We start from the raw sequence: 24718 nt of genomic DNA on the forward strand, positions 1-24718 counted from the left end.
TCACCTCGTTGTCCTTGCCATTGTCGGTTTCATTAAGTTGGAGTAGGCGGCCACAAGAAGAGGCAAAAATATCCCCCAACTCAACGCAAGGGCAGCAACTACCGATGCATCTGGCCAAGTAGCAAGGAGGGCTCCCGCTTTGATTCCTCCCCAATAACTACTAGTACCCGCTACGAACCCTAAGGCGAACAAGATCACTTTTGAGCATTTTAAGAGCCAGTTAAGGCTGTGGTTGAAACTAATCAAGAACATGATCCATAGGCAGACGAGCCATACAGGGAACCATGATTGATTGGCAATGGCAGGGTCGACGGCGAAGACGCCGAAGTGAAGCATGAGGCTATCAAGCAGTAGCCCCAATGGTAATAAAACGAGTATTTTAATGTCGCTGTGGCGAGTCGGTGATAATAGGAAGTGAATGATCACCAGCAGCGGCGTTACGAACGGGGCTTGAGCGGTGAAGAACGCGCTACAAACCCAGGTCGCTTGAAACAGAATGAGATTAATAATCCAAAACCGTTTCATCTTTCGCTCCAAAGTAACGAGGTTTTCTTGCGACTAAATGGTGAGTGCTGATCACTCGCTCTTTGAACGCACCTTCACAGTAGCAGAAGTAGAAGGTCCAAAGGCGCTTGAACTCTTCTGAATAGCCCAGAGACTGCAATTCTTCCCAGCTGTTTTGAAAGGCAATGTTCCAGTCATTCAGTGTGCGAGCGTAATGCAGACCAATATCGTCGATCTCTTGAACGACAAGGTCGGTACTGGTCGCAAGATGCTGGGTCATCACTGATACAGAAGGTAAGCAGCCGCCAGGGAAAATGTACTTTTGGATAAAGTCGACGCCTTTACGGTACTTTTCATAACGCCCATCAGCGATGGTAATCGCTTGAATCAGCATTTTGCCGGAAGGCTTCAACAATGAAGAGCATTTCTCAAAGAAGGTTTGCAGGTATTCGTGACCTACCGCTTCTATCATCTCAATGGAAACCAACTTATCGTATTCACCCGTGAGGTTGCGATAGTCTTCTTTGAGTAGAGTAATTTTGTCGGTTAATCCGAGCGATTTTACGCGCTGCTCTGCTAGCTCGTGTTGTGCATCTGAAATAGTGGTGGTGGTGACGTGGCAGCCATAATGTTGTGCCATGAAGATTGCTAAACCACCCCAGCCAGTCCCTATTTCAACCACGCTATCCGATTCTGAAAGTTCTAAACGCTCACAGATGGTTCTCATCTTGTTTTGTTGTGCTTTAGAAAGGGTTAATGCGTCTTCGCTGTAGATCGCTGACGAGTACTGCATTGAGCTATCAAGAAAACGTTCGTACAGCTCATTACCGATGTCGTAGTGAGCCAAAATGTTTCGCTTAGAGCCTTGCTCGGTGTTGGCGTTTTTGCGACGAAGCAGTAGATTCTTAATGCGAGAAATCCACTGGGTTTTGTCGTCTAGCTCATCTAATTGGGATTGGTTGCGAGCCATAATCTGGATAACGCGGGTTAGATTTGGACTGGTCCATTTCCCATCAATGTAGGCTTCGGATGCGCCAATACTGCCGTTAATAACAACATCTTTAAAAAAGGTCGCATCATGAATCACGATTCGACCTTTTAAGTCTGCTTCTCTGTCACCAAACACCGAATGCTGGTCCCGCTCGATGATTTCCAGCGTTGCAAATTGCAGACGCTCTAGGACCTTAAAAATTAAAGCTCGATACTTACAGTTGCTTGAAACAGCAACGGCTTTGGCTTGGTGTTCAATGTTGTTGTTTTGTTTTGCAAGCTGTTCCATGTCAACCTCGCTGAGAATTCATTCTAACTTTTTATCAACTAAGTTGGGTGCCGTTCGTTGATTTGAGCACACTCACAACATAATCGAGTATTGGTTCTGGCGCTTAAGGTGTCGAGTCCGGATGCGCCACAAACGGTACTTTTTTCAGGAATAACTTGAGAGCCTGATAATAAATCCCCATCACGACCTTCACTGTCATTGCTGGGATCTTAAAAACCGTTCGCCTAATGTTTGCTTTCGTTACTGACTGCTTAGTCAGCGCTAGTGTCGCATCGAATATTCGTTCGCTTCTGCGGCTTTCGATGTGGACGAGCGTTCGTTTCGCTGGTGGCTTAATTTTCCAAAAATAGGTCATGTTTAAATCCATGAACGGCGAAACGTGAAAATCTTTTTTAACTTTCAACTCTTGGCGCATGTCGATTAGATAATAGTGCCTTTCTCGCCAAGGAGTGTTGCTAACCTCGGCCAACATGTAGCGACACTCGTCTGCTTCGTCGTAACAGAAAAAGCAGTTGATGGGACTAAAGTAAATACCTAAACATCGGCATTGAGCCAGCATTGTTACTCGGTTTACATCAGACCAATCGCCACCAAGCTGTTGTACTTTGGATGCTATACGTTGTTTTAGAGATTTAGGTTCATCGCTAATCGCATTTTCTTCTTTTTCAGCAAGATAATCCGATTCGACAAAGCGAATCGGGTTGTACCAGCGAGTCCCAAACAGCACACTTCTCGCAGTGGTCTTAGGCAGCTCATCGATATCTAGCCCCATCATGTAGAGCTGGTAGCTGAACTCATGGGGGATATCACCAAAGCGGCGATGTCTGACGTTTCCCCAATAGATACCGCTGAACTCTTCACTCTGTTCAGATGCTATTTCTGTGTTGGATGCTAGGGCCTCGGTGTTCATTGTGCTGTGCTCGTGCTGAGATCCAGACCAAAGCGCTTGGTCACATCCAATGCGCTATGCACGCCATCTTCGTGGAACCCGTTGTACCAATACGCGCCTGCGAAATGCGTATTCTGTTTACCGCAAATGCGGTCACGCTGTTGTTGTGCATTGACTGTGTTGGAGTTCAATACTGGGTGGTGATACACAAAGCTTCGGATGATCTTTTCTGGAGCAATGGCTTCACTCTGGTTTAAGGTCACGCAGAAGGTATCTTTGCTCTCTATTCCCTGCAGAATATTCATGTTGTAAGTGACACAAGCTGGTCGCTTGCTATTACCATCCAGCATGTAGTTCCAACTTGCCCACGCCAGCTTTCTGTCTGGTAGCAAGCTGGTATCGGTATGAAGAACTACTTCGTTGCGGCTGTAGGGTATTTCACCCAATACCTTTCTCTCCTCAGGTGTTGCATCGCCTAGCAGTGCTAACGCTTGGTCTGAATGGCAAGCGAAAATCACCTCATCAAATTGCTTTGTTGCACCGTCTTCAAATTTGATAGTCACGCCGGTTTCATGGCGAGTGACTTGTTGAATCGATGTGTTTAATGCCACTGGCTTGCTTAGGCGAGAAAGGATGATCTCAACATAAGAACGAGAACCTTTTGGAATCACATACCATTGAGGACGATTGGTGATATCTAGCAGGCCGTGGTTGTAGAAGAACTGTATGAAGAACTTAAGTTCAAACTCTTCCATCTCTTCAAGGCTGGTTGACCAAATAGCCGCCCCCATTGGCAGAATGTAGTGTTGGCTAAAGAAGTCAGAAAATTGATTGTCACGTAGGAAACTGCCAAGGGTAACGTCAGGTGTGAATTGGTTACTTTCGAATTGAGCCTTACACAACTTGTTGAATTTGAGAATGTCAGAGATTAATGCCCAGAACTGTGGTTTGAAGATGTTGCTCCTCTGCGCAAACAGCGAGTTGATGCTGTGGCCATTGTATTCAAACTGAGTGGTTGTGTTATGTACACTGAAGCTCATTTCTGTCGGTTGTCGTTCGACACCCAACTGTTCGAGTAGTTGATTAAAGTTTGGGTAGGTTCGATCGTTGAACACGATGAAGCCTGTATCAATCGAGAACGCCGAGCCTTGATGTTCAATATCAACGGTGGCGGTGTGCCCACCAACGTAATCATTTTTTTCGAATACTGTTACGTCGTGGTGTTTATCTAATATGTGCGCGCAAGTGAGTCCAGAAATGCCTGAACCAATAATGGCGATTTTCTTCATTGTTATACCATCCTTGAAGCGAGTTTTTGCCAAACTGAAGTTGGAAGCATTCTTAATAGCTTCATCAACAAGATGAATCGTCGAGGGAAATCGATCTCGCTCTTTCCTTGAGCAATTCCGTTAACGATTCGCTGAGTTGCAGCCTCACTACTTATAATCATAGGCATAGCGAACGTGTTTCGCTCGGTTAATGGTGTTTCCACAAAGCCAGGATGCACAATTGAGACATGAATATTATGCTTGGCAAGATCAACCGAAAGTGTTCTTCCTAAGTAAGTGAGTGCTGCTTTTGAAGCGCCATAAGCCTCAGCTCTTGGCAGAGGCAGAAAGCTAGCGCTAGAGCTTACTAAAACTAAGCGTCCGCCGGGTTTAATGTTTTTCAACCAAGACTTTAGAGCGTAGCCGATAGAGATTAAGTTAATGTTGATGACGCGCTCAAAAAGCTCCGCATCAAAGTTGACTGGGTCATCGATGTATTCACAGTCGCCTGCATTGAGAATCAGGAGGTCAAGTGGATTGTCTTGGTCAAGATCCGGAAAGTGGTGATAATCCGTCAGGTCAAAGCACAGAGGGGTAATAGAGGACTCTGTGATGTCAGTTTCGTGCGAATCGACTAGAGTCTGTAACTTATCTTGGCTACGACCGCACGCAATGACTTGATGTCCTTGCTGGGCATAATCGAGAGCGAGTGATTGGCCGATACCAGAGGTAGCACCTGTAATCATAATACGCATTATCGGCTCGCTCTTTTCTTAATGGATTTGATGGCGCAGCCCAACACCGGAATATGTTCATACAACATAGAGCCGACATCGAGATAGTCTCTGTGGTAAATCACTTGATCATCGAGCATTTTTAGATGGCTGTGGCCTTGCACTTCGATAGGCTTCTGCCCATTAAGTTGCTTGTGTACAAAGTGCATTGTCCAATACACCGATGCTTCTCCGTTGACTTCAAACGTGTGCTCGATGTGAAAGTTACAGCTAGTCACTTGCGTGTAAATGTTGTCGAAATAATGAGTTAGCGCTGCGATCCCGCTGACATGATGCAGCGGGTCTTGGAATTCGATATTAGGGTGATAAACCGTCTTTAGCACGTCGAAATTGTCCGTTCCGAGCTCTCGATACATGTTGAGAAAGTTATCAAGCCATAGAGAGTTATCCATAATATTCACTCTAATTATTTGAAAAAGGCTAAGGCTCTCAATCGTGCTTCTTTATGTTCAACGATGGGTTGCCAGTATTCACTGTTTATTCCGTTTTTTGCTATGTAATCATGTGGGAAGTGCACATGCTTGTCTGGAATATTTTTCAGCTCTGGTATGTACTTACGGATAAAAATTCCTTTCGGATCAAACTTTTTACTCTGTGTGATCGGATTGAAGATTCGGAAGTAAGGTTGTGCATCACAGCCGGTACTTGAAGCCCACTGCCAGCCGCCATTGTTGGCACTAAAATCACCGTCAATTAGGTGTTCCATAAAGAAGCGCTCACCCCAACGCCAGTCAATCAACAAATGTTTAGTTAGGAAGCTAGCGACTACCATTCTTAACCTGTTGTGCATCCAGCCAGTTTCAACTAGTTGACGCATGGCCGCATCAACTAGGGGGTAGCCTGTTTTCCCTTCACACCACGCTTTGAAGCTCGGATGATCTTTATACCAATCTAAGCCGTTGTATTTCTGCTGAAAGTTAGCGCCTTTAATCAGTTTAGGGTGATGGAACATCAAATGCTTATAAAAATCTCGCCAAATTAGTTCATTAAGCCAAGAAAAAGCGGGCAGCTGGGTATCAAACAGTAAATCGGGTTGCTGTTGGATGAGCTGAATGGCTAACCATCTTGGGCTTACTGCACCAATTGCTAAGTAAGGCGATAAACCTGAAGTCCCTTTTACTGAAGGGATATCTCTCAGGTGAGCGTAGTCGTTGACCTTGTTGGCTAGGAAGTTAGGTATCACATTGCCGAGTACGTATTGGCTTAGTGGCCAACGGCTTGAGTCGACACGCGGAAAGTCGAAGTCATAGTTACTGGCAAGCTGGAGCGTTTGCAGGTTGTCAGGCAATAGGGCTTTAGCATTGTTTTTAGAAGTGAGCGCAGCAGGACTGCATTGAATGCCTTTTGCTTGCACTTCTTTTAACCAGGCATTTTTAAATGGCGTGAATACTTTGAACATCTCACCTTGCTGGTTAAGCACACTGCCTAGAGGGAGCATTACATCACAGTCACTGATCTGAAGATTTATACCGCTCGATATCAGTTTTTGGTCACGAGCTTGTTCATCGACCTCTGGCTCTGAATTGGCGAAAACAACCTGAGAACCGAGTTGTTGGTACAGCTCGGTCAACTGCTTGGCTTGATCATCAAAATCGGTCGCTTTGAGGTGCAGCAGGGTTATGCCCAAGTCGGCGAGTTCAGCTTCCAGTTGCTTTAAATGACGGAAGATAAAGTCTGCTTTAATAGGAGCAAGGTGATGCTGATGCCACTTTTGTGGTGTAGAAATAAAAACGGCGATTGAAACGCCGTTTTCGATTGCTGAGACGAGAGCTGGATTATCGTAAATGCGCAGGTCTCGTCTTATCCATAGAATGTCGCTCAATATCCGTATCTCAGTTTAAGTTCTTGCGGGTGAGGGTTCAGGTAAACCTGTGATTGCAGGTACTCGTTTGGGTATTCCATCAAGTAGTGATTGATCAGTGTTAGAGGCACTAATAGCGGAATCACGCCCTCTCTGAAGGAAGCAATCTGGTTAGATAACTCTTGCTTATTAGCACTGCTGAGCTGCTTCTTAAAGTAACCTTGAAGGTGTTGAAGCGTGTTGGCGTGCGTACCACGGTTTGCGTGGTGTGATAATGCCGTCATCAGCCCTTCGATGTACTTATCTGCAAGCTCATTTATCTCTAGCTCGTTGCCTGCTAGTAACTTGCCAAGGCTTTTGTAGCCTTCAACGTGATGACACATTACTAGATATTTATGGGCACTATGGAACTGGATAAGCTTGTGTTTAGTAATTCCTTCATCTACTAGGTCTAACCACTTCTGATACGTGAAAACACGAGTCATGAAGTTTTCGCGCAAAATCGGATCGTTCAGGCGACCATTTTCTTCCACAGGCAGCAAAGGGTTACCTTCCATAACTTGCTTAGTGAACATGCCAATCCCTGTTGACTCAGAGCCGCGGCCGTGATGGTGGTACACCTTAACGCGCTCCATGCCGCAAGTTGGGCTCTTTTGGCACACGATGAAACCAGCGATATGTTGGTTGTTCTTGGAGTAGTTTTGACCGAATTCGATTAGCTCATCAGTGACGTCGCCAGTACCATCAGGACGGGATACGTGAATGATATCGTCTAACATCCGTGTCTGACGAATAGTTGGGCGAGGCGTTGGCAAACCAACTGCCATTTCAGGGCACACTGGCTCAAGTTCAACATAATCTGCAAGGTCTTCAGTACAGAAGCGAGAACGTTTGTGGCCAGTATCGAACCTAACTTTATGACCGGCGACACATGCACTAATGCCTATTTTTATTTTTTTATCCATTGGTCAGTTCCTTACGCTCATTGCTCATTTTATTTCTTGTTCTGTGGGATGTTGCTTACCCCACATTAATTTAGTCGTTTTTAAGATTGTTTCCTAGCCGACTTTAAAAGTTCTGTAATGTAACTTAATAAATGTATTTACCCAGTGGGTTGAACAGTTGGCTCACCCCTTTGGTGAAGTACAAGGCGTCGCTTGACACCGTCAGGCACACACACCCTTCTTTCGTTGCTGGCTGATGGGTATGATTTCCATCCAACCAAATGAAATCGCCTTTGTTGTAGACACCCATCTCATCTTCGAAACTGCCTTCCAACAATAGAGTAATTTCGAAGCCCTTGTGTGTGTGGCAAGGTACTTGTCCATTCTTATCGATGTGCAACAAACTAGTGTGGTGTGCGTCGTCTTCAAAATCGAGTCGTGCTCGAGATATCTTCCCTAGGTTCATCCAGTCCCTTCTCGCGATTGAACTCAAAGCTCGTGGAATAATGAAGGTAGTATCAGCGACTGTCACTTGCTCGGATTTTGATTCCACCTCGATTGATTGCGCCAAATCTGCAGTGATCCGATCAATCACATCAAAATCGAATTCTATGTCGTTGGTAAGGAAGCCACATTGTTCGTTTGTTGTTGCTGTTTGCTGCTCATCAAACACGCTGTCTGCTAAACTAGCCGTTAGCTGCTGTACCTTTGCCTGACAATGTTCACACATTTCTACATGGCTAGACACAATTAGAGAAACCGAGTCAGCAAGCGTGCCATCAACGAAGTTTTCCAATATTGCATCGTTTGGGTGATGTTTAATCATGGCTTTGTTCTCCCATGTGAACCTTGAGTTTGGCTAGCGCGAGTCTTAAACGGGATTTCACGGTTCCGAGTGGGACGCCGAGTTGCTGAGCAAGTTGCTCTTGTGACAGCTCTTGAAAGTAAACACCTTTCACTATGGTTTTCTGAGCTAAGGGAAGCTTCTCGATTTGCGTCATAACATGCCGGCTCATAAGATGATCGCCAAACGGCAAATCTTCGTTTTGAGTCTCAGCCACCATAGCGTCTAATGGCCAAATGTCGTCGGCTATCGTTTGCTCTGCTTTTGATTTCACTTTACGAAGCATATCGAAAGCTGCATTTCGCATTACTGTGTAGACCCAAGTGGTCGCCGCACCTTTAACTTCATTGTAGAGGTGAGCTTTCTTCCAAACGTTGGTCATAGTGTCTTGTACCAGTTCGTTAGCGGCAGCTTCGCCGCCAAGTTTGCTGATTCCGAAACGTTTGATTTTGGGTGCAAAGAACTTAAACAAACAGGTGAATGCCTGCTTGTCTCGGTTTTCTCCCACTGAAATCAACCAGCTTGAGAGCTCTGTAGGTACCTTGTTTACACTCGGTAGTTTGTTGTCGGGAATGATGACATGCTCCTTGCCCTTCCCTTTACTTCTGCTTTCCACTTGCATAGTCAAAAACCATCATGCGAATTTGAGTAGTACTACGTGCAAAGCTTCAGTCGGGATCACTTTTGTTTAAATTAATTTTTACTATACAAAATTATAGTGAAAAAAAGTGTTCACTGCCCCGTAATGATTTGATTCAAAAAAGGAACTAGCGAAGGGAAACTCGCAGGCTCTGTAAATTCAGATTTCTTTTCTAATGGAATTGGCATCATCTCGAGCAATCGTGCACAAATCCACTGCGGGCTATCAAAATCAGGGGTCGGGTAGAGCGTTCTAATTGAGTCGTGGTCGCGAAACAGCTGCACTAGAAATGCAGTAAAGACATTGGGTACATCATAATCGAGTGCAGGCCAATGGGGTAAATCACGGAATTGGCTTTTTATTAGGCCATCACTTTGGCGATACGAGGAGTACAACTGCACCAAGTTTTGACCTTCTACATCAATCTCTAACAACTGTTCATCCGACATGTTGAAGTCGACAATCGATACCTTGGTTCCCCACGTACTCAGACTTTCGGACTTTGTGTTGTCTTGCGTCGCGATAATGAAACCTTCGCCTTTGGCAGCGTGCGCCACCATGGTGAGATATTTTTGTTCGAAGATTCTCAGCCTTTGTCTTCCTCCTGGTAAAAGAAAGATGGGTAGAGGGAATACAGCAAGATCTAGAGGAGACTCTACGGGGTTGTCTGGATTAGTTTTTGTCCGTGAGATCTTCCCAGTTGAATTGGGCACATAGCACTCCTTGGTTCAAAGATGATTTAACAGGGTATACGGACTGTTTGAGAGGTTCGATCAATCTAGGTCAAGAGGTGGTTGTTTATTAATCGAAGTTGTTTAGTAAACAAGCTGCGATAGAAGAGTATGGTTTTTGTTGCACTTGTTCATAAATTCATCGTTCATCTCTTCTTTAGTCGATGTCATTAGGTGGTATGTGGGTCAATATTAAGTGAGCAGGAAGGGTAGATAGCTGCCTCTTTCTAACTTTCTTGTTTACTTAACATCACATCGAAGGACTGGTCATGATTGTTATTTATGGTATCAAAGAGTGCTTAAATAGTGAGATGGGGTTGCCAGATGACAAGCGTGCACATCGTTTTGTGTCGTTGGAACGAGATGACTTCTTTTATTTAAAAGGTCGAACGCAGGCCTATACCGTTATCGAGATTAATATGATGGAGGGACGCGCTGTTAACACCAAAAAGCGCTTAATTAAGAAGATATTTTCTGCGATTGAAAAGCAGCTCTCTATCTCTCCGATCGATATTGAAATCACCATTAAAGAGCAGCCTTCGCATTGTTGGGGTTTCCGAGGAATGACTGGCGATGAAGCACAAGATTTGAAGTACAAAGTAAACGTCTAGGTCTTGTCTGACGCTTCATTTTGCACTCCCAAAGGCTATTTATCAGATAAATTTCGGTTCAGGTAAACCCTTGTGCTATACTCCGCGCCCCAATCCGAATTAGCTTGCTTAATCTTAGGAAATTATTATGAGTGCTAAAAACGAACTTCAACAAATTAACAACCGTTTAGACAAGTGTCGCCATAAGTTAGCGGCTGCTAAAGCTCGTAATGATCGTCCTGTTGTTCGTCAATTTGAAGAAGAAATCAAAAAGCTAACAAAGAAGATTGCCCAGCTTAAGCACAAACAAAGCTACGATGTGAATCAAGAACGTAAATCGTTGCTTGATATGCCATTTAGTCGCGAAATTACTAAAGCTGAGCAAGCGGATATGGGTAAACTGAAAAAGTCTGTAAAAGGATTAGTCGTTGTTCACCCAATGACGAAGATTGGTAAAGAGCTTCGCATTGAGGTTATGACGGGTTATGCCCCGAAAAAATTCTAATTACCAGCGATGGTAATAAAAGAGGAGCTAGTAATAGCTCCTTTTTGCTTTTTTAGGTATTCAGAAAGGGTTAAATCGACGATCGCATCGGCGATAAGATAAACAGATAGGTGTTGATTTGGGTCATAGAATCTCTCATCGCCTACTAAAGTTAACGTGTTACTAACATGACACTTAGCTGACACGCTAATGTGTTCGGTTTCTAATCCAACAATTTCTCATCAATTTGCACAAATATAGGCAGAGCAACACAAATACTTACAGATAAAACTAGACTCATTAAGGAAGATGAGAACGTAAAACAATAGAGGTTATATGAATCAATTAATTTCAATAGGGCCACTAGAATCTTTCTTAATCGCGATCAGCGTTTTGTTTCTAGGTCATTTTGTAAACGCAAAGCTACCGATTCTCAAAAAGTACAATATCCCAGAGCCCATCGTGGGCGGCTTAATTGTTGCTTTTGCGATTACAGGCCTGCATTTTAACGGCGTTGATCTAGAATTCTCCCTACCTTTACAGAACACATTCATGTTGATGTTCTTTGCGACTGTAGGTCTTGCTGCTAATTACACACAGTTAATGAAAGGCGGTGCGAAGGTATTCTTGTTCTTGGGCGTCGCGTCGGTATACATCATCATCCAAAATGGTGTGGGTGTGACGTTAGCTACCGCGCTTGGTCTTGAGCCGCTAATGGGCTTGATTGCAGGTTCTATTACGCTATCTGGTGGTCACGGTACAGGTGCAGCTTGGTCGCAAACCTTTGCTGATACTTATGGCATTGCCAACACGCTAGAAATCGCGATGGCTTCGGCAACCTTTGGTTTAATCGTTGGCGGTATCATCGGTAGCCCTGTAGCGCAAAAACTGATCGACAAAAACAATCTTGAATCAGAGTACGGCACGGGCACACAAACGCACGAGCGTTTCCCTGAGCTGGTGACGTATAACGAGTACGAAGAAGATAAAGTGACAGCCAAGAAGGTAATTGAAGTTTTGTTCATTCTTCTTATCTGTATTACGGGTGCAAGATACCTTGAAGAGTGGGTATCAACCTTTGAAATTTCTTGGTTGATGATTCCTGACTTTGTTTATGCTCTGTTTATCGGTGTGTTCATCACGAACGTTTTTGAAGTGACTAAGCTGCATAAAACCGACAGCGAAACCGTTGATATTTTGGGTACTGTGTCATTGTCTCTATTCTTAGCGATGGCATTAATGAGCCTGAAACTGTGGAACATCTTCGACCTTGCGATCCCATTCTTGGTGATCTTGAGTGTTCAAGCAGTGGTGCTTGGTCTGTTCTCTTACTTTGTGACGTTTAAAGTGATGGGTTCAAACTACGATGCAGCGGTTATGTCGGGCGGTCACTGTGGTTTCGGCCTAGGCGCAACACCTACAGCGGTAATGAACATGGGCTCTTTGGTGAACCGATTCGGTCCATCACCACAGGCGTTCATGGTGGTGCCAATCGTTGGCGCATTCTTCATTGATATCGTTAACCTGATTATCCTGCAAGGTTACATCTCGTTTATCGGTTAATGTGAACACCTTGCTTAACGCATAAAAAAGCCAGTCTATTGACTGGCTTTTTTCGTTTTGTAGGACGCCGCTTATGTTATTGAGCTTGAGCTATTGAGCTTATGTCATTGAGATTAAGCGGGTGAGCTTGTCTGTAGCTCTTTGAGCAGCGGGAATGCAGCTTTAGTGTGCTCTCCAGTGACGATAAACCCAACCAATTGATTATCTACATTAAAGTCTTTTGCGATAATGCCTTTCGGGTCAAAGCGAGTCTCCCAGCTTTGAGCCGTTTGTAGATCGCGGCCTGCAAGCTGAATCGGGTAGCTTGGGGTCTTCACCTTTGTAATGATATGAGGTAACTTGAGTTTGATGTCAGCTTCCTCGGGCATGCCATCACTCGTAATGAGCTGCTTTGCCAACACATTAGCAGACAAGATCGCGGGCTGGAGATAAGCCATGATACGCCCTTCAATTTCGGCGCAATCACCAATCGCATACACATTGTTAGCACTGGTTTTCATGGTTTGGTCGACAACGATCCCCTTGTTGACGGTGACTCCGGCTTGTGTCGCCAATGTCGTGTTCGGTTTCAGCCCTGCTGCTGCAATCACCGCATCGGTTCGTATTAATCGAGAAGAGGTGGTTTGTAACCTTATGTCCTCTTTTAGGTAAGTCGCTCGACAAATGGCAGAGTCTGTTTCAACGGTCACCCCTGATTGTCTTAACATTTGCTCCAACTCTAGAGAAACGAAAGGTGGCACCAAGCTGCTCAATAGATAGCTCGCGGGTTCGATGATCGTGACATCTTTTCCTGCGATTTGGAGGTCAAAGGCAAGTTCGACTCCGATTAGGCCCCCACCAATCACAGTGACACGACGAGCATCATCGATCTTCGCTTTGTGCTTTTCAAACTCCTCCAGGCTATTGAGCGTGATTGTCGCACCACGTTTTAACCCTTTTGCTGGTGGAATAAATGGTGTTGCTCCCGTTGCTAATACCAACTTCGAATAGTGAATGGTGTCATCACCGACATGAACACATTGTTGCTCAATATCGATTTCTCTGACCTGTGCTTTGGTCTTGATAACCAAGTTGTACTGCTCAGCCAACTGTTGAGCGTTATTGTATTAAGAGTGTCTCTGGCGTTTGCGCCTGACTAAACGCATGCGAAAGATTTGGTTTACTGTACTCAACCCCCGAATCTGCCGTGATCATGGTGATCGCGATGTCTTGGTCGAGCTTACGTACCATCTTGATAGTTTGTAGGGCAGCGAAACCGCCACCCACAATCACAATGTTCGACATGTTACTTCTCCACAAATACTTCTTTGCCTAAATGGCACTCAGGGCAAAGGAAGTCATCAGGTACTTGTGCCCATGGTGTCCCTGGTTCAACACCTTGGTACGGTTCACCTAATTGTGGGTCGTATACCCATTCACAAACCGAGCAGCGCCAGCATGTGCAATCTTCGTTGTGAGTGGATTGCATCTCTGCCTGCTGTGCTTCTTTGGTAGAAACTGCTGCAACGGCTTCTGGTTCAGTTGTTTGTTCTGGCTGATTGTCCGGAGTGTCGATTTTCTTTACGCTGCGTTCAACTTGTTTAGCCTTACTTACCTCGTTTGCATCGGTGCGCCAAACTTCAGCCAATGTCATGCCGTAATCGATGCATTGACGAAGGGCATCTGTGTCTGGTTTCCAATGGATGTGTTGCGGAGCGCTGACTTCGAAGTTTGCTTCACGTAGGCGAGCATCAATACGTTTTACTGCGCCACCAGTCCAGCCTGAAGAACCGAATGCCGCGGCTCTTTTTCCGGCAAAGCGTAAGCCGTGTATCTCTTCTAGTAAGGCTGCGATTTGCGGCATCATCACATTGTTCATGGTTGATGAGCCAACAAGTACGCCTTTTGAACTGAAGATATTGGCAAGGATGTCGTTCTTATCATGCTTGGAAATATTGAACACCTTGATTGCCGTTTCTGGGCTCCCTTTATGAATTCCCTTCGCAATGGCATCGGCCATCATACGAGTGTTGTTCTACATAGTGTCGTACACAATCGTGATGCGGTCTTCTTTATAAGCTTTCGACCATTCGTAGTATGGCTCTACGATCTGGGTGGCGTTATCTCGCCAAATACAGCCGTGAGAAGTGGCGATCACATCAATCGGTATACCTAAACTCAATACTTCTTCGATCTTGGCTTTTACTAGAGGTGCAAATGGCGTCAGGATATTCGAGAAGTAACGTAGGCACTGTTCGTGCAATTCAACTTGGTCTAATTGGTCGTTGAACAGGTTTTCATCGCAGTAGTGTTGGCCAAAGGCATCATTACTAAACAGAATTTCGTCGCCTGTTAGGTAAGTTGCCATTGAATCTGGCCAGTGCAGCATCTTCATCTCAACAAAGATAAGTTGCTTACCATTACCGATATCCAGTGTGTCGCCGGTTTTTACCGTTCTAAAGTTCCAGTCTGGCTGGTGATGATGGCCGACAATCGAGTTCACACCCGCTTCTGTGCAGTAGACCGGGGTATCAGGGATCTTAGCAAGTAGCGCCGCAAGAGCGCCGGAGTGGTCTTCTTCGGCATGCTGACAAATGATGTAGTCGATCTCGTTGATGTCGATTTCCATCTCAAGGTTTGCAAGGAATTGCTCTGTAAAGCGATGGTCAACGGTATCGACAAGCACCGTCTTCTCTTCACGGATTAGGTACGAGTTATAACTGGTGCCTTTGTTCATGTGATATTCCTTGCCATGGAAATGCTCGGTTTCCCAATCGTGAATACCAACCCAGTGAACATTTGATTTAACGTGAATAGTCATAATGATAATACCTTATTTGAATTTCTAAGGTCATCATTGCACTAGTCGTGCCATGTTTTTAAAGTGTTGTTTTTGATGGTTTTGTTTGGTTTTTGAGCTTGTTTTTGTGTCTTTATGACATTCTAATTTTTGTGATTAATATGATTCTAAAGTGTCCATTTAACTCTGTTGGTTTCCAATGCTGACCAACAACCAAAAGGCGCGCATAAAAAAGGCCAGACGAAAGTCTGGCCAAATAAGCAGTGCAATTTATTGGTTAGTTTTTAAAGCGTAGTCACGACTTCATCAAGAGCTAAACGCGCTTTTGGTTTACCGTGGTTGTAGTCTTCGCCGTCTTTGTGGTAACCGATAGCCAGTGCTACATCAACAACGTGACCTTCTAGCTCGTCAGCAAACTCTTCGCTGATCATAGCCGCGTCTACACCTTCCATTGGAGTTGAAGCGATACCAAGGCGAGCAAGCGTGTGCAGTGTGTTACCCAGTGCGATGTACACTTGAGACTTAGTCCAGTTACCGTTGAAACCTGTTTCGTCAGTGTTCATTTCTGCGAATGCGTAAGCATCTAAGAACTGTTCATACATTTCAGCAGGTAGGTGACCAGAGCTTACTTCCGTATCTGCGCGTTTCGCGAATTTCTCTTTAGTGTACTTAGGATCGTGAGCGAACAGGATTGTGTGTGACGCTTCTTTCGCATGTGGTTGGTTAAACTGGAACATGTTCTCGAAAGTATTGTGGAAGCGCTGTTTTGCTTCGTCGCTCTCAATGATGATGAATTTCCAAGGCTGAGAGTTGATAGAAGAAGCTGACAAACGAAGTGCTTCTTTGATTACTTCCATGTCTTCCGCAGAGATGCGTTTTTCTGCATCGTATTTTTTAGCTGTGTAACGAGTGTTTAGATCAGTAATGATTGGATTAGTCATGTTGAATCCTAATATCTATTAATAATAAATGTCGTAGGGTGTTATGTTCGGTAACGTCAACAATAAACAGATAACGCATTTAAACGAATCTCAACAGATTGAACGTCTAAATAGTTATCGAACATGCCCCAATTAATCGAGTATCTGCGGTAGCTCAAATCGATGGAGGTAAGATAATAGAAGAATGACTTGGGAAAAATAGCGAACATATCAAATCACTATGGTAAATAATGTCCATAATAATTCGATAAGTGTGATCTCAATAGGTTTGAATTGTCTAGATTCAGTCGCTTAGTATGCCTTGATGCCATATTGGCGCAATAATGGTGGAAGGACGCTGTCTAGGTTTGGGATATCTTCCGGTGTGATTTCGATTAAGCCAAAACCATGCTCATCATAGATTTTTCTCGTCGCTTCACGTTTTTCCTCGGCGATTGGCGCAGAGTCGGTTCCCCAGAATTGAATGTATACTTTGCCGCTTGGAAGATAAAAGTCACTGATCACTTCTTTCGCTATTGGCAGTGGACGCTCGTACGCATGTACCACACCTGCCATATATAGCCAGTTGTCGATGATTAGCTCTCCTTTTGAACGCACATAGTGCCCATCTGAGGTTCTATGCTTGGCCTCTAACTTCTGGCGGAAGCTAGAAAATGACACGTCCGTTGAGTGGCTTTCTGCATCGTGCCCTAGGAATTCAACAACTGATTGCCTCAAACGTTTATTACGGACTAATGAATCGTGCCACACCACGAATAAGTTTTGTGTGGCTTTATCTTCTCTCTGTTCACCACCGGCCTTTAAACCTGTCGAGGTGACGTGCCAACCGTCTTCTTCTCTTGTTATCCAACCAAGTTCATTGAGCAAGAGGTTAATTTTCTTTGCGCTGAGCTTGAAAGCACTCCCAAGTTGAGTTGCGGTTAGTGTTTGCCCTGAGAAGGTGTCCAAATCGATAAGTAGCTTCTCAGGCCAGACAATGAAGGCACCAAACTTTTTGTGTTCTACATACTCCCCACCAAAGCTTTCACCTCGTTCGGTCAGCACCCATCGATCCTGTGAACGTACGATATAGCCGGCCGCTTTTAGGTCACTGAATAGAGTTTTAGCTTCTATATCTCTCTGTTTAGCGAGAGCTGATGTGGAGATCTTGTCTGACATAGTCTTCTCTTAAGTCGTTATTGGGCTACTGGATGACGTTGGGGTAGGCGTTACTAGAATAACACATCTATTTTAAGCAATTTCGTTCCTTCATTGCTCATGTATTTTGAGGTTTGGGGGCTGGGAAAATCAGAATTTTGAAAAATAGGCATTAATCTGATTTTGTAATTAAATCACAAAATAACAAGATAAGTTCATCTGAGTGCATATAAAATGCACTTGGAATGGCGTTCCATCATACATGGTTTATAGTGTTTAAGGTGTGTCCTTTATTAAGTGTGATCTGTATCGCTAATTATTTTTGATGATTGGACTTGTAAGTGTGATCTGGGTCGTGTGTAAGTGAGATTTATTATCGATAATTTTGCTTTGTAATTTTAATTCATGGCGCTTTTGTGATCTAAATCGTTCTCGGTAACCCCTAAGTGTTTTTTGTGTGTGACCACAATCACGAAAATTGGCTTGAGGTGCATTTTGGAAATGTTGTGATACATTTCAATCAACTTTTGAGCACACATTTTCGGTCATTTGACCAACCAATACACTACGGGGTTCTACCTATGTTATCACCAGAAGCGAAGATCAAGGTTCAAAACTTTGGTCGTTTCTTATCCAATATGGTAATGCCAAACATCGGCGCATTTATTGCGTGGGGTTTCATTACAGCACTATTCATCCCAACAGGTTGGTGGCCTAACGAAACGTTAGCATCAATGGTTGGCCCTATGATCACTTACTTGCTGCCATTATTGATTGGTTACACTGGTGGTAAGATGGTTGGTGGTGACCGCGGCGCGGTAGTAGGAGCCATCACAACAATGGGTGTTATCGTTGGTACTGACATCCCGATGTTCATGGGTGCAATGATTGTGGGTCCACTAGGCGGTATCGCAATCAAGAAATTCGATGAAGCTATTCACGGTAAAGTGAAGAGTGGTTTCGAAATGCTAGTGAACAACTTCTCTGCTGGTATCATCGGCATGATCTGCGCGATCATCGCGTTCATCGTGATTGGTCCTGCTGTGAAAGTTCTGTCTTCTGGTTTAGCGGCTGGCGTTAACGTGATGGTTGAAGCGGGTGCACTACCTCTTGCTTCTATCTTTGTAGAACCGGCGAAAATCCTATTCCTAAACAACGCAATCAACCATGGTATTTTCTCTCCACTAGGTATTCAGCAGTCTGAAGAGATCGGCCGTTCTATCTTCTTCCTAATTGAAGCGAACCCAGGTCCTGGTCTAGGTCTACTACTTGCTTACATGGTATTTGGTAAAGGCAGCGCTAAGCAATCTGCTGCGGGTGCATCTATCATCCATTTCCTAGGTGGTATCCACGAAATTTACTTCCCATACGTTCTAATGAACCCACGTCTAATCCTAGCGGTAATCGCAGGTGGTATGGCTGGTGTATTCACTAACGTAATGTGCAGCTCTGGCCTAATCTCTCCAGCGTCTCCTGGTTCTATCTTCGCGATTCTGTTGATGACACCAAAAGGTTCTTACATCGGCGTGATTCTATCGGTTATTGCAGCAACGGCAGTATCGTTTGTTGTAGCGTCAATCCTTCTTAAAACATCAGCGCAAGATGATGAGGAAGATTCACTAGAGAAAGCATCAGCACAAGTGAAAGACATGAAAGCGTCTTCTAAAGGTGCAGCAACGGGTGCAGACATCAACCTAGCTGACGTGAAAGCAGTATACGTAGCATGTGATGCGGGTATGGGTTCAAGTGCAATGGGTGCAGGTCTACTTCGTAAGAAAGTAGATGCAGCGGGTCTAAATATCACGGTAACTAACTACGCAATCAACAACCTACCAGCTGATTCACAAATTGTTATTACGCATAAAGATTTAACAGACCGTGCACGTAAAACCATTCCTGGTGCGATGCATATGTCTCTAAGCAACTTCCTAGACGGCGGCGTATACGACCAACTAGTTGCAGAACTTGTCGATGCTCAAAGTGGTGAAGCGAAGGTAGAAGCTCCAGCTCCTGCAGCAGCACCAGCTCAAGAAGGCAACAAGCTTGCACTGACTAATGACAGCATTTTCCTTGGCCTTAAAGCTACTCAGAAAGAAGACGCTATCAAGTTTGCTGGCGACCAACTAGTGAAGCTTGGCAATGTATCACCAGAATACGTAGATGGCATGTTTGCTCGTGAAGAGCTTGTATCTACTTACCTAGGCGAGTCTATCGCAGTACCACACGGCACAATCGAAGCGAAACAATATGTACAAAAAACCGGCATCGTATTCTGTCAGTACCCTGAAGGTATTCAGTGGGGCGAAGATGAAGACGATATCGCGAAGATGGTTATCGGTATTGCCGCACAAGGCGATGAGCACAACATGGTGCTGATGGCTATTACCAATTCACTTGATGATGAAGACGCTGTGGAATGCCTACAGAACACAACAAACCCTGCTGATGTTCTACGCATTCTCAACGGAAACTAAAAAGCTCTAGTCAAGCTCCTAAGTGAAGGAGGCCGGTATCCCCCTACTGGCCTCATTTTCGGTCTTAATCTGTCTTAACCAGATTCAGTCTGAATAGCTTACTGCTTAATGTCTCTAGTTAATCATCAGGCATGTGGTTGAGCAGTTAGCTATCTAGATTCAAATATTTATAAGGTCAAAATTATGAAAGCGTTACATTTTGGTGCAGGTAATATCGGTCGTGGTTTCATTGGTAAGCTTCTTGCTGACGCTGGTATGAAGGTTACTTTTGCTGACGTAAATGAAACGGTTGTGAATGCGTTAATTGAACGCCAAGAATACCCAGTGAAGATTGTGGGTGAAGAGTGCGTTGTTGAGATCGTTAAGAACGTGACAGCAGTAAACTCGGCAACAAGCGCAGTGGTCGATTGCATTGCTGAGTCTGACATTGTGACCACAGCCGTTGGCCCAACGGTTCTTAAGATTATCTCTAAGTCTATTGCTCAAGGTATTGAAAAGCGTGCAGCAGCAAACAACACTGCACCAATGAACATCATCGCAGCAGAGAACATGGTTCGTGGTACTAGCCAGCTTAAAGCTGCGGTTTTAGAGCACCTTTCTGATGAAATGAAAGCGTTCACTGAAGCGCATATTGGCTTTGTTGATTCAGCGGTTGACCGTATCGTACCGCCAGCTGAAGCAGGCGAAACAGACCCACTAGCAGTAACGGTTGAAACGTTCAGCGAGTGGATCGTAGACCAAACACAATTTAAAGGTGAGATTCCAAACATCCCAGGTATGGAGTGCACTGACAACCTAATGGCCTTCGTTGAGCGTAAATTGTTCACGCTTAATACTGGTCACTTGGTTACCGCTTACCTTGGCGTGCTTGCAGGCCACGAAACAATCAAAGATGCGATTGAAGACCAAGCGATTTATGCTGAAGTAAAAGCAACCATGGAAGAGAGCGGTGAAGTTCTTATTAAGCGCTACGGCTTTGATCCACAAGCACACGCGGCTTACATCCTAAAAATTCTAGGTCGTTTTGCTAACCCATTCTTGCGTGATGAAGTGGACCGTGTTGGCCGCCAGCCAATTCGCAAGCTGAGCCCACAGGATCGTCTGGTTAAGCCTCTAAACGGTACATTAGAGTATGGTCTACCGAATACGCACCTTGTAAAAGCAATCGCTGCTGCGTTCCATTACAAGAATGAAGATGACCCTCAAGCGGTTGAACTTCAGGCAATGTTTGCAGAAAAAGGTTTTGCTGAGACATTAGCGCATTATTCTGAGCTGAATATCGACTCAGAAGTTGTTAAACTAGCGGAACAAGCTTATCTAGCACTGAAATGATAAATCATCAAAGTGCCACACCTGTGGCACTTTCTTATTGCCGAGCCGTTATGCCAATACATCCTAGTCATGAAACTGAATTACTCGAAGCCTTATCTGAAGCTGAGAGTGCTAGCGCCTGCTTGATGGCAGCTTATGATGCATTGGATGATACGGTGGATGCGGTTTTAAAAAACATCTTTAAGAAAGACGACACGGCGATTAAATTCGTTGTTGAACCGCTACTCAACAGCGGTGGGCCATTAGGCGAGATAATGGTTCGTGGTAAGTTACTCTTGGGTCTTGGGGTTATCAGTAAAGAGCTCTATGACGATGTAGAGGTTTTCGTTACCTTGAAAGAGTGGGCGAAATTACAAGGCGACGACACCAGCTTTACTGAAGTTGACGTGATCTTTGAGCTTAATAAGGTGCACGCGATTCAGCGTATTATGCCTATCGAATACGATGCAGAGATGGTTGAAACCATGTCTGGCCCGATGCTTCAAATGTTCTTAGGGCGACACCATCAGAAAGTGAAGTCGACCATTGTTTTGGCTATCACAGACATTATTAACACCTTATGTCGCGACAACGCCTTGAGTTCTTAGATTTCGTTATTGGGCGCTTTCTTAGCGACACAACAACTCGCGACAACTTGTTTTACCCATCCTAGAATAGATATTGATTGCGGTTTCTGTTATTGAGGAATCGCTTTTTTGTATTCACTCCAACCAACACTTCTTTTGATTTGCGCATGACTTATATGGGAAATGATTCTCGAGATTATCGTCCGTTCTGACAGCCTAAACTAATAAGCAACTCAGCATATTGACCGCAAATTTCAGGTACAAAAAAAGCCACATGATGTGGCTTTTTGTTCAACAAAACCTGAGATTATAGGTCTTGGATATTTTCAGCTTCTAGCTCTTGGAAGTAGCGTAGAGTCTTAACTTTTAGCTCTTGTTGAGCTGGCTCATCAGCAACGATGATAGCTTTACGGTGCATTTGTAGTGCTGTAACAGTCCACATGTGGTTTACAGAACCTTCGATAGCAACTTGTAGAGCTTGTGCTTTGTTGTGACCCATAGTCAGGATCATTACTTCTTCAGCGTCTAGTAGAGTCGCAACACCGATAGTTAGTGCGTATTTTGGCACTTGGTTGATGTCGTTGTCGAAGAAGCGAGAGTTCGCGATGCGAGTCTCTTCAGTTAGCGTCTTGATACGAGTACGAGAAGCTAGAGAAGAACCTGGTTCGTTGAATGCGATGTGACCGTCGATGCCGATACCGCCCATGAACAGGTTGATTTTGCCGTAAGAACGGATTTTTTCTTCGTAAGCTGCGCAGTGAGCGTCGATGTCTTCTGCTTTGCCGTCTAGTAGGTTGATGTTCTCTTCTTGAATATCAACGTGGTTGAAGAAGTTTGTGTACATGAAAGTACGGTAAGACTCAGGGTGGTTAGGATCGATACCTACGTACTCATCCATGTTGAATGTAACAACGTTTTTAAAGCTAACTTCACCTGCATTGTATAGTGCGATTAGCTCTTTGTAAGTCGTAAGTGGTGTGCCACCAGTTGGTAGACCAAGAACGAATGGACGATCAGCTGTTGGGTTGAATGCTTTGATCGCTTCAACGATGTGACGTGCTGCCCATTTACCTACTTGTGCCGCGTTGTTTAAAGGAATAAGTCTCATTTTTGTAGCCCCTAAGATAAGTAATTTATAGTGTGCTGAAACATTAATTCGCATTATAAAATAAGTGATCTGTTTCTGCCATTGTTTTAGGTCAAGTTTTTACTTTTTTCGTCGTATCTGTGACTCGAACTCGCAAAATTGCACACTTATTGTATGGATATTTGGTGGCGTTAAACAAGATTAATACGCTTGTCATATACCGCAATCTTGATTTAATTCAGCGCCTGAAAGGGTTCACCGATTTTGAAGTAGGAGTGAGCTAGAGGAGTATAATAGAGGCGAGCAGAAAAGCATGACCCCGGGAGATAGGGCAGCATGCAACAAAGCCGCAGTAATAGCCGCTTTTGGAAAGGACTGTTAACTTTGCATTTGCAAGATTGAATACTGAGAGATAGCTATTGTGTGCTATCGCGATGAATTTTCTATAAATCTTGGTAAAACTTAATTGGTTAGCTAAAATTACTAATCACGAGGTGAAGTCGTGTTTGAAGGCAAAAAAAGCCCAAAGTGATGAGGTATCACTTTGAGCGATTTTACTAATCTTCTAACACTAACTCGCTGTCGTATTCTTCCCTAGGCACTTCGCCGCGTTTGCAGCCATTTAGGGTATGAAAGCGACGGCGTCCGCGAGCCAGTTGAATGTACTTCAACCAAACACGCTCTAACTTGGACTTTGCCTTGTGAGGGTGAGACAACACTTTAATGAAGTGCTTTTCTTCTGCATTAGTTGGCGTAAGCTCACCAGTCTCAAGTGCAAGCATAGTGTCACCAAACAAGGTTAGGATTTCCTCTTCTGAAAGAGTAAAATCACCCGACTTAGCGAACCCTCGTGGGAATTTAATGGTGTCATAAAAACGTTTTTTTCCGTGACGGAATTCGGTCTCAGACATATCAGCCTCAGTAATGTGGTTAGATAGAAATTAGTGTTTATTGCTCACGCGAAAATATTGTTAAAAGGCTAAAATAGGAAACAAAACGTTTTTGCCTTTACGATAAACAATCCTAGATCCGCTTGTTAGCAGATTTATTACAGAGATGTATTTGATGGATGTGAAAGTCTTTAGAACCTTTCTTGAGGTTGCAAGGGTGCGCCACTTTGGGCGTGCTGCTGAAAACTTGTATTTAACACAAGCGGCGGTGAGTGCGCGAATCAAACAGCTGGAAGGCTATTTTGATACTCAGTTGTTCATTCGAGACCGCAATAACATCAAGCTCACTTCTTCCGGTGAGCGTTTGATTGGTTACGCTGAGGTGATGGTTTCAACCTTACAGCAGGCCAAGTTTGAGCTGTCATTAGAGAGCGGAAAAGCCTTGCAGTTAACACTGGGTGGCACGCCGAATATTTGGGATGCGTATTTGCAAAACTGTTTGAGCGTCGTGACCGATTCTTTTGGTGGTTACGGCTTTATGGCAGAGGTGATGGGGCGTGAGCAACTGAACCGAAACTTGCTAGAACGTACCTTAGATATGGCTTTCGCTTTTGACCAGATCAAAGCAGAAGAGCTGAACTGTAAAAAAGTCGCTGACTTAGTACTCGTTTTGGTGTCGACACAGCCTGATGATCTGGAATCGGTGTTCCAACATAAATACGTTTATGTCGATTGGGGAACGCGTTTTGGTTCAGAGCACGCAGAGCGTCATCCAAAAGTACCAGCACCGTACTTACGCACTTCTACCGCTCGTATTGCCCTTGATTTCATTTTAGAGAAAGGCGGTAGTGCTTATTTACCTGTTTCTCTTGTTGAACCGTTTATCGAGTCGGGTCAGTTGCATAAGGTGAAAGGGGTGGAAGATTGGTATCGCCCGATTTATCTGAGCTACCGTAAAAACAGCACCTCGGTCGATGCGATCATGCAGGTCGAGAAGTTGGTTAATGAGATCGACCCATCGACGGCATACACACTGCAACAAGCAGCTGAGCAAGCGCCAGAATAAAGTTACGATCTGCCACCAACTTATAGTGTTGATGAGATAAAAAATGGCTCCCAGTTGGGGCTGTCTCTTATACACAAATCCCTAAGCCACGCTTGGGGATTTTTTTTGAACTATT

The 24718-nt window shown here is 44.4% G+C and carries 22 protein-coding genes and 3 pseudogenes; 7 read left to right on the plus strand and 18 right to left on the minus strand.

Annotation, left to right across the window (positions count from 1 at the left end):
- The 11 genes from JC606_RS08275 to JC606_RS08325 all read right to left on the minus strand — a co-directional run bounded on the left by JC606_RS08275 (position 1) and on the right by JC606_RS08325 (position 9676).
- Complete coding sequence (locus tag JC606_RS08275; RefSeq protein WP_137408293.1) at positions 1-525, minus strand: DUF2878 domain-containing protein; 525 nt, start codon at positions 523-525, stop codon at positions 1-3.
- Positions 503-1783, minus strand: coding sequence for an SAM-dependent methyltransferase (locus JC606_RS08280; protein WP_137408294.1), 1281 nt, complete (start codon positions 1781-1783; stop codon positions 503-505). The genes JC606_RS08275 and JC606_RS08280 overlap by 23 nt, the downstream gene beginning before the upstream one ends.
- A gap of 103 nt (positions 1784-1886) precedes the next feature.
- Complete coding sequence (locus tag JC606_RS08285; protein ID WP_198778414.1) at positions 1887-2693, minus strand: DUF1365 domain-containing protein; 807 nt, start codon at positions 2691-2693, stop codon at positions 1887-1889.
- Positions 2690-3961 carry an NAD(P)/FAD-dependent oxidoreductase gene (locus JC606_RS08290; protein WP_198778415.1) on the minus strand — a complete coding sequence of 424 codons (1272 nt, stop codon included), beginning with the start codon at positions 3959-3961 and terminating at the stop codon, positions 2690-2692. The genes JC606_RS08285 and JC606_RS08290 overlap by 4 nt, the downstream gene beginning before the upstream one ends.
- 2 nt (positions 3962-3963) lie before the next feature.
- Complete coding sequence (locus JC606_RS08295) at positions 3964-4695, minus strand: SDR family NAD(P)-dependent oxidoreductase (RefSeq protein WP_198778416.1); 732 nt, start codon at positions 4693-4695, stop codon at positions 3964-3966.
- Positions 4695-5126, minus strand: coding sequence for a nuclear transport factor 2 family protein (locus tag JC606_RS08300; RefSeq protein ID WP_004736993.1), 432 nt, complete (start codon positions 5124-5126; stop codon positions 4695-4697). Before JC606_RS08300 ends, JC606_RS08295 begins: the two co-directional genes overlap by 1 nt.
- A gap of 14 nt (positions 5127-5140) precedes the next feature.
- A complete protein-coding gene (gene phrB, locus JC606_RS08305; RefSeq protein ID WP_198778417.1) occupies positions 5141-6556 on the minus strand; it encodes a deoxyribodipyrimidine photo-lyase in 1416 nt (471 codons plus the stop codon).
- A complete protein-coding gene (locus JC606_RS08310) occupies positions 6553-7500 on the minus strand; it encodes a YbgA family protein (RefSeq protein WP_004736995.1) in 948 nt (315 codons plus the stop codon). Before JC606_RS08310 ends, phrB begins: the two co-directional genes overlap by 4 nt.
- A gap of 124 nt (positions 7501-7624) precedes the next feature.
- Positions 7625-8305 carry a ChrR family anti-sigma-E factor gene (locus tag JC606_RS08315; RefSeq protein WP_198778418.1) on the minus strand — a complete coding sequence of 227 codons (681 nt, stop codon included), beginning with the start codon at positions 8303-8305 and terminating at the stop codon, positions 7625-7627.
- Entirely contained in the window at positions 8298-8945 is a 648-nt protein-coding gene (locus JC606_RS08320) for a sigma-70 family RNA polymerase sigma factor (protein WP_198778419.1), read from the minus strand. Before JC606_RS08320 ends, JC606_RS08315 begins: the two co-directional genes overlap by 8 nt.
- Before the next feature lie 110 nt (positions 8946-9055).
- Positions 9056-9676, minus strand: a complete 621-nt coding sequence (locus JC606_RS08325) for an LON peptidase substrate-binding domain-containing protein (protein WP_198778420.1) — start codon at positions 9674-9676, stop codon at positions 9056-9058.
- A gap of 287 nt (positions 9677-9963) precedes the next feature.
- Between JC606_RS08325 and JC606_RS08330 the strand changes: the two genes are divergently transcribed.
- From JC606_RS08330 to gltS, 3 genes are all read left to right on the plus strand, one after another.
- Positions 9964-10305, plus strand: coding sequence for a tautomerase family protein (locus JC606_RS08330; RefSeq protein WP_233090206.1), 342 nt, complete (start codon positions 9964-9966; stop codon positions 10303-10305).
- Between the two features lie 127 nt (positions 10306-10432).
- Positions 10433-10789 carry a YibL family ribosome-associated protein gene (locus JC606_RS08335; protein WP_061032902.1) on the plus strand — a complete coding sequence of 119 codons (357 nt, stop codon included), beginning with the start codon at positions 10433-10435 and terminating at the stop codon, positions 10787-10789.
- A 315-nt stretch (positions 10790-11104) separates the two neighbouring features.
- Entirely contained in the window at positions 11105-12331 is a 1227-nt protein-coding gene (gene gltS, locus JC606_RS08340; protein WP_198778421.1) for a sodium/glutamate symporter, read from the plus strand.
- A 113-nt stretch (positions 12332-12444) separates the two neighbouring features.
- Here gltS and norW read toward each other — a convergent pair.
- The 5 genes and pseudogenes from norW to JC606_RS08360 all read right to left on the minus strand — a co-directional run bounded on the left by norW (position 12445) and on the right by JC606_RS08360 (position 17209).
- Positions 12445-13615: pseudogene (gene norW / locus JC606_RS08345) on the minus strand (NADH:flavorubredoxin reductase NorW).
- Position 13616: 1 nt separating this feature from the next.
- Positions 13617-13787 (minus strand): annotated as a pseudogene (locus JC606_RS23650) (rubredoxin); the annotation flags it as partial.
- A 104-nt stretch (positions 13788-13891) separates the two neighbouring features.
- Positions 13892-15131, minus strand: a pseudogene (gene norV / locus JC606_RS08350) (anaerobic nitric oxide reductase flavorubredoxin); the annotation flags it as partial.
- A gap of 263 nt (positions 15132-15394) precedes the next feature.
- A complete protein-coding gene (locus JC606_RS08355; RefSeq protein ID WP_198778422.1) occupies positions 15395-16051 on the minus strand; it encodes an NAD(P)H-dependent oxidoreductase in 657 nt (218 codons plus the stop codon).
- A 291-nt stretch (positions 16052-16342) separates the two neighbouring features.
- Positions 16343-17209, minus strand: a complete 867-nt coding sequence (locus JC606_RS08360) for a glycerol kinase (protein ID WP_198778423.1) — start codon at positions 17207-17209, stop codon at positions 16343-16345.
- A 560-nt stretch (positions 17210-17769) separates the two neighbouring features.
- On the opposite strand from JC606_RS08360, the gene JC606_RS08365 reads away from it, so the two are divergent.
- From JC606_RS08365 to JC606_RS08375, 3 genes are all read left to right on the plus strand, one after another.
- The gene (locus tag JC606_RS08365; RefSeq protein ID WP_198778424.1) at positions 17770-19662 is read left to right on the plus strand and encodes a PTS mannitol transporter subunit IICBA; all 1893 of its coding nucleotides are present in this window, start codon (positions 17770-17772) and stop codon (positions 19660-19662) included.
- 183 nt (positions 19663-19845) lie between these two features.
- The gene (locus JC606_RS08370) at positions 19846-20994 is read left to right on the plus strand and encodes a mannitol-1-phosphate 5-dehydrogenase (RefSeq protein WP_198778425.1); all 1149 of its coding nucleotides are present in this window, start codon (positions 19846-19848) and stop codon (positions 20992-20994) included.
- 50 nt (positions 20995-21044) lie between these two features.
- Complete coding sequence (locus tag JC606_RS08375) at positions 21045-21581, plus strand: MltR family transcriptional regulator (RefSeq protein WP_198778426.1); 537 nt, start codon at positions 21045-21047, stop codon at positions 21579-21581.
- Positions 21582-21867: 286 nt separating this feature from the next.
- Here JC606_RS08375 and nagB read toward each other — a convergent pair whose 3' ends face one another.
- Together nagB and JC606_RS08385 are read right to left on the minus strand one after the other, a co-directional pair.
- The gene (gene nagB / locus JC606_RS08380; RefSeq protein WP_063524791.1) at positions 21868-22668 is read right to left on the minus strand and encodes a glucosamine-6-phosphate deaminase; all 801 of its coding nucleotides are present in this window, start codon (positions 22666-22668) and stop codon (positions 21868-21870) included.
- A 536-nt stretch (positions 22669-23204) separates the two neighbouring features.
- Positions 23205-23558: a DUF413 domain-containing protein gene (locus JC606_RS08385; RefSeq protein ID WP_008216779.1), complete on the minus strand. Its 354-nt coding sequence runs from the start codon at positions 23556-23558 to the stop codon at positions 23205-23207.
- Positions 23559-23712: 154 nt separating this feature from the next.
- On the opposite strand from JC606_RS08385, the gene JC606_RS08390 reads away from it, so the two are divergent.
- Complete coding sequence (locus tag JC606_RS08390; protein WP_008216778.1) at positions 23713-24603, plus strand: LysR family transcriptional regulator; 891 nt, start codon at positions 23713-23715, stop codon at positions 24601-24603.
- The last annotated feature ends 115 nt before the right edge of the window (positions 24604-24718 follow it).

Source organism: Vibrio sp. IB15, assembly GCF_016406055.1.
Classification (GTDB): Bacteria; Pseudomonadota; Gammaproteobacteria; order Enterobacterales; family Vibrionaceae; genus Vibrio; species Vibrio chagasii.

Excerpts from the sequence above, each read along its gene's own strand:
- JC606_RS08275 (WP_137408293.1), bottom strand. The coding sequence starts at position 525 with ATGAAACGGTTTTGGATTATTAATCTCATTCTGTTTCAAGCGACCTGG.
- JC606_RS08280 (WP_137408294.1), bottom strand. The coding sequence starts at position 1,783 with ATGGAACAGCTTGCAAAACAAAACAACAACATTGAACACCAAGCCAAA.
- JC606_RS08285 (WP_198778414.1), bottom strand. The coding sequence starts at position 2,693 with ATGAACACCGAGGCCCTAGCATCCAACACAGAAATAGCATCTGAACAG.
- JC606_RS08290 (WP_198778415.1), bottom strand. The coding sequence starts at position 3,961 with ATGAAGAAAATCGCCATTATTGGTTCAGGCATTTCTGGACTCACTTGC.
- JC606_RS08295 (WP_198778416.1), bottom strand. The coding sequence starts at position 4,695 with ATGCGTATTATGATTACAGGTGCTACCTCTGGTATCGGCCAATCACTC.
- JC606_RS08300 (WP_004736993.1), bottom strand. The coding sequence starts at position 5,126 with ATGGATAACTCTCTATGGCTTGATAACTTTCTCAACATGTATCGAGAG.
- JC606_RS08310 (WP_004736995.1), bottom strand. The coding sequence starts at position 7,500 with ATGGATAAAAAAATAAAAATAGGCATTAGTGCATGTGTCGCCGGTCAT.
- JC606_RS08315 (WP_198778418.1), bottom strand. The coding sequence starts at position 8,305 with ATGATTAAACATCACCCAAACGATGCAATATTGGAAAACTTCGTTGAT.
- JC606_RS08320 (WP_198778419.1), bottom strand. The coding sequence starts at position 8,945 with ATGCAAGTGGAAAGCAGAAGTAAAGGGAAGGGCAAGGAGCATGTCATC.
- JC606_RS08330 (WP_233090206.1), top strand. The coding sequence starts at position 9,964 with ATGATTGTTATTTATGGTATCAAAGAGTGCTTAAATAGTGAGATGGGG.
- JC606_RS08335 (WP_061032902.1), top strand. The coding sequence starts at position 10,433 with ATGAGTGCTAAAAACGAACTTCAACAAATTAACAACCGTTTAGACAAG.
- gltS (WP_198778421.1), top strand. The coding sequence starts at position 11,105 with ATGAATCAATTAATTTCAATAGGGCCACTAGAATCTTTCTTAATCGCG.
- JC606_RS08355 (WP_198778422.1), bottom strand. The coding sequence starts at position 16,051 with ATGACTAATCCAATCATTACTGATCTAAACACTCGTTACACAGCTAAA.
- JC606_RS08360 (WP_198778423.1), bottom strand. The coding sequence starts at position 17,209 with ATGTCAGACAAGATCTCCACATCAGCTCTCGCTAAACAGAGAGATATA.
- JC606_RS08365 (WP_198778424.1), top strand. The coding sequence starts at position 17,770 with ATGTTATCACCAGAAGCGAAGATCAAGGTTCAAAACTTTGGTCGTTTC.
- JC606_RS08370 (WP_198778425.1), top strand. The coding sequence starts at position 19,846 with ATGAAAGCGTTACATTTTGGTGCAGGTAATATCGGTCGTGGTTTCATT.
- JC606_RS08375 (WP_198778426.1), top strand. The coding sequence starts at position 21,045 with ATGCCAATACATCCTAGTCATGAAACTGAATTACTCGAAGCCTTATCT.
- nagB (WP_063524791.1), bottom strand. The coding sequence starts at position 22,668 with ATGAGACTTATTCCTTTAAACAACGCGGCACAAGTAGGTAAATGGGCA.
- JC606_RS08385 (WP_008216779.1), bottom strand. The coding sequence starts at position 23,558 with ATGTCTGAGACCGAATTCCGTCACGGAAAAAAACGTTTTTATGACACC.
- JC606_RS08390 (WP_008216778.1), top strand. The coding sequence starts at position 23,713 with ATGGATGTGAAAGTCTTTAGAACCTTTCTTGAGGTTGCAAGGGTGCGC.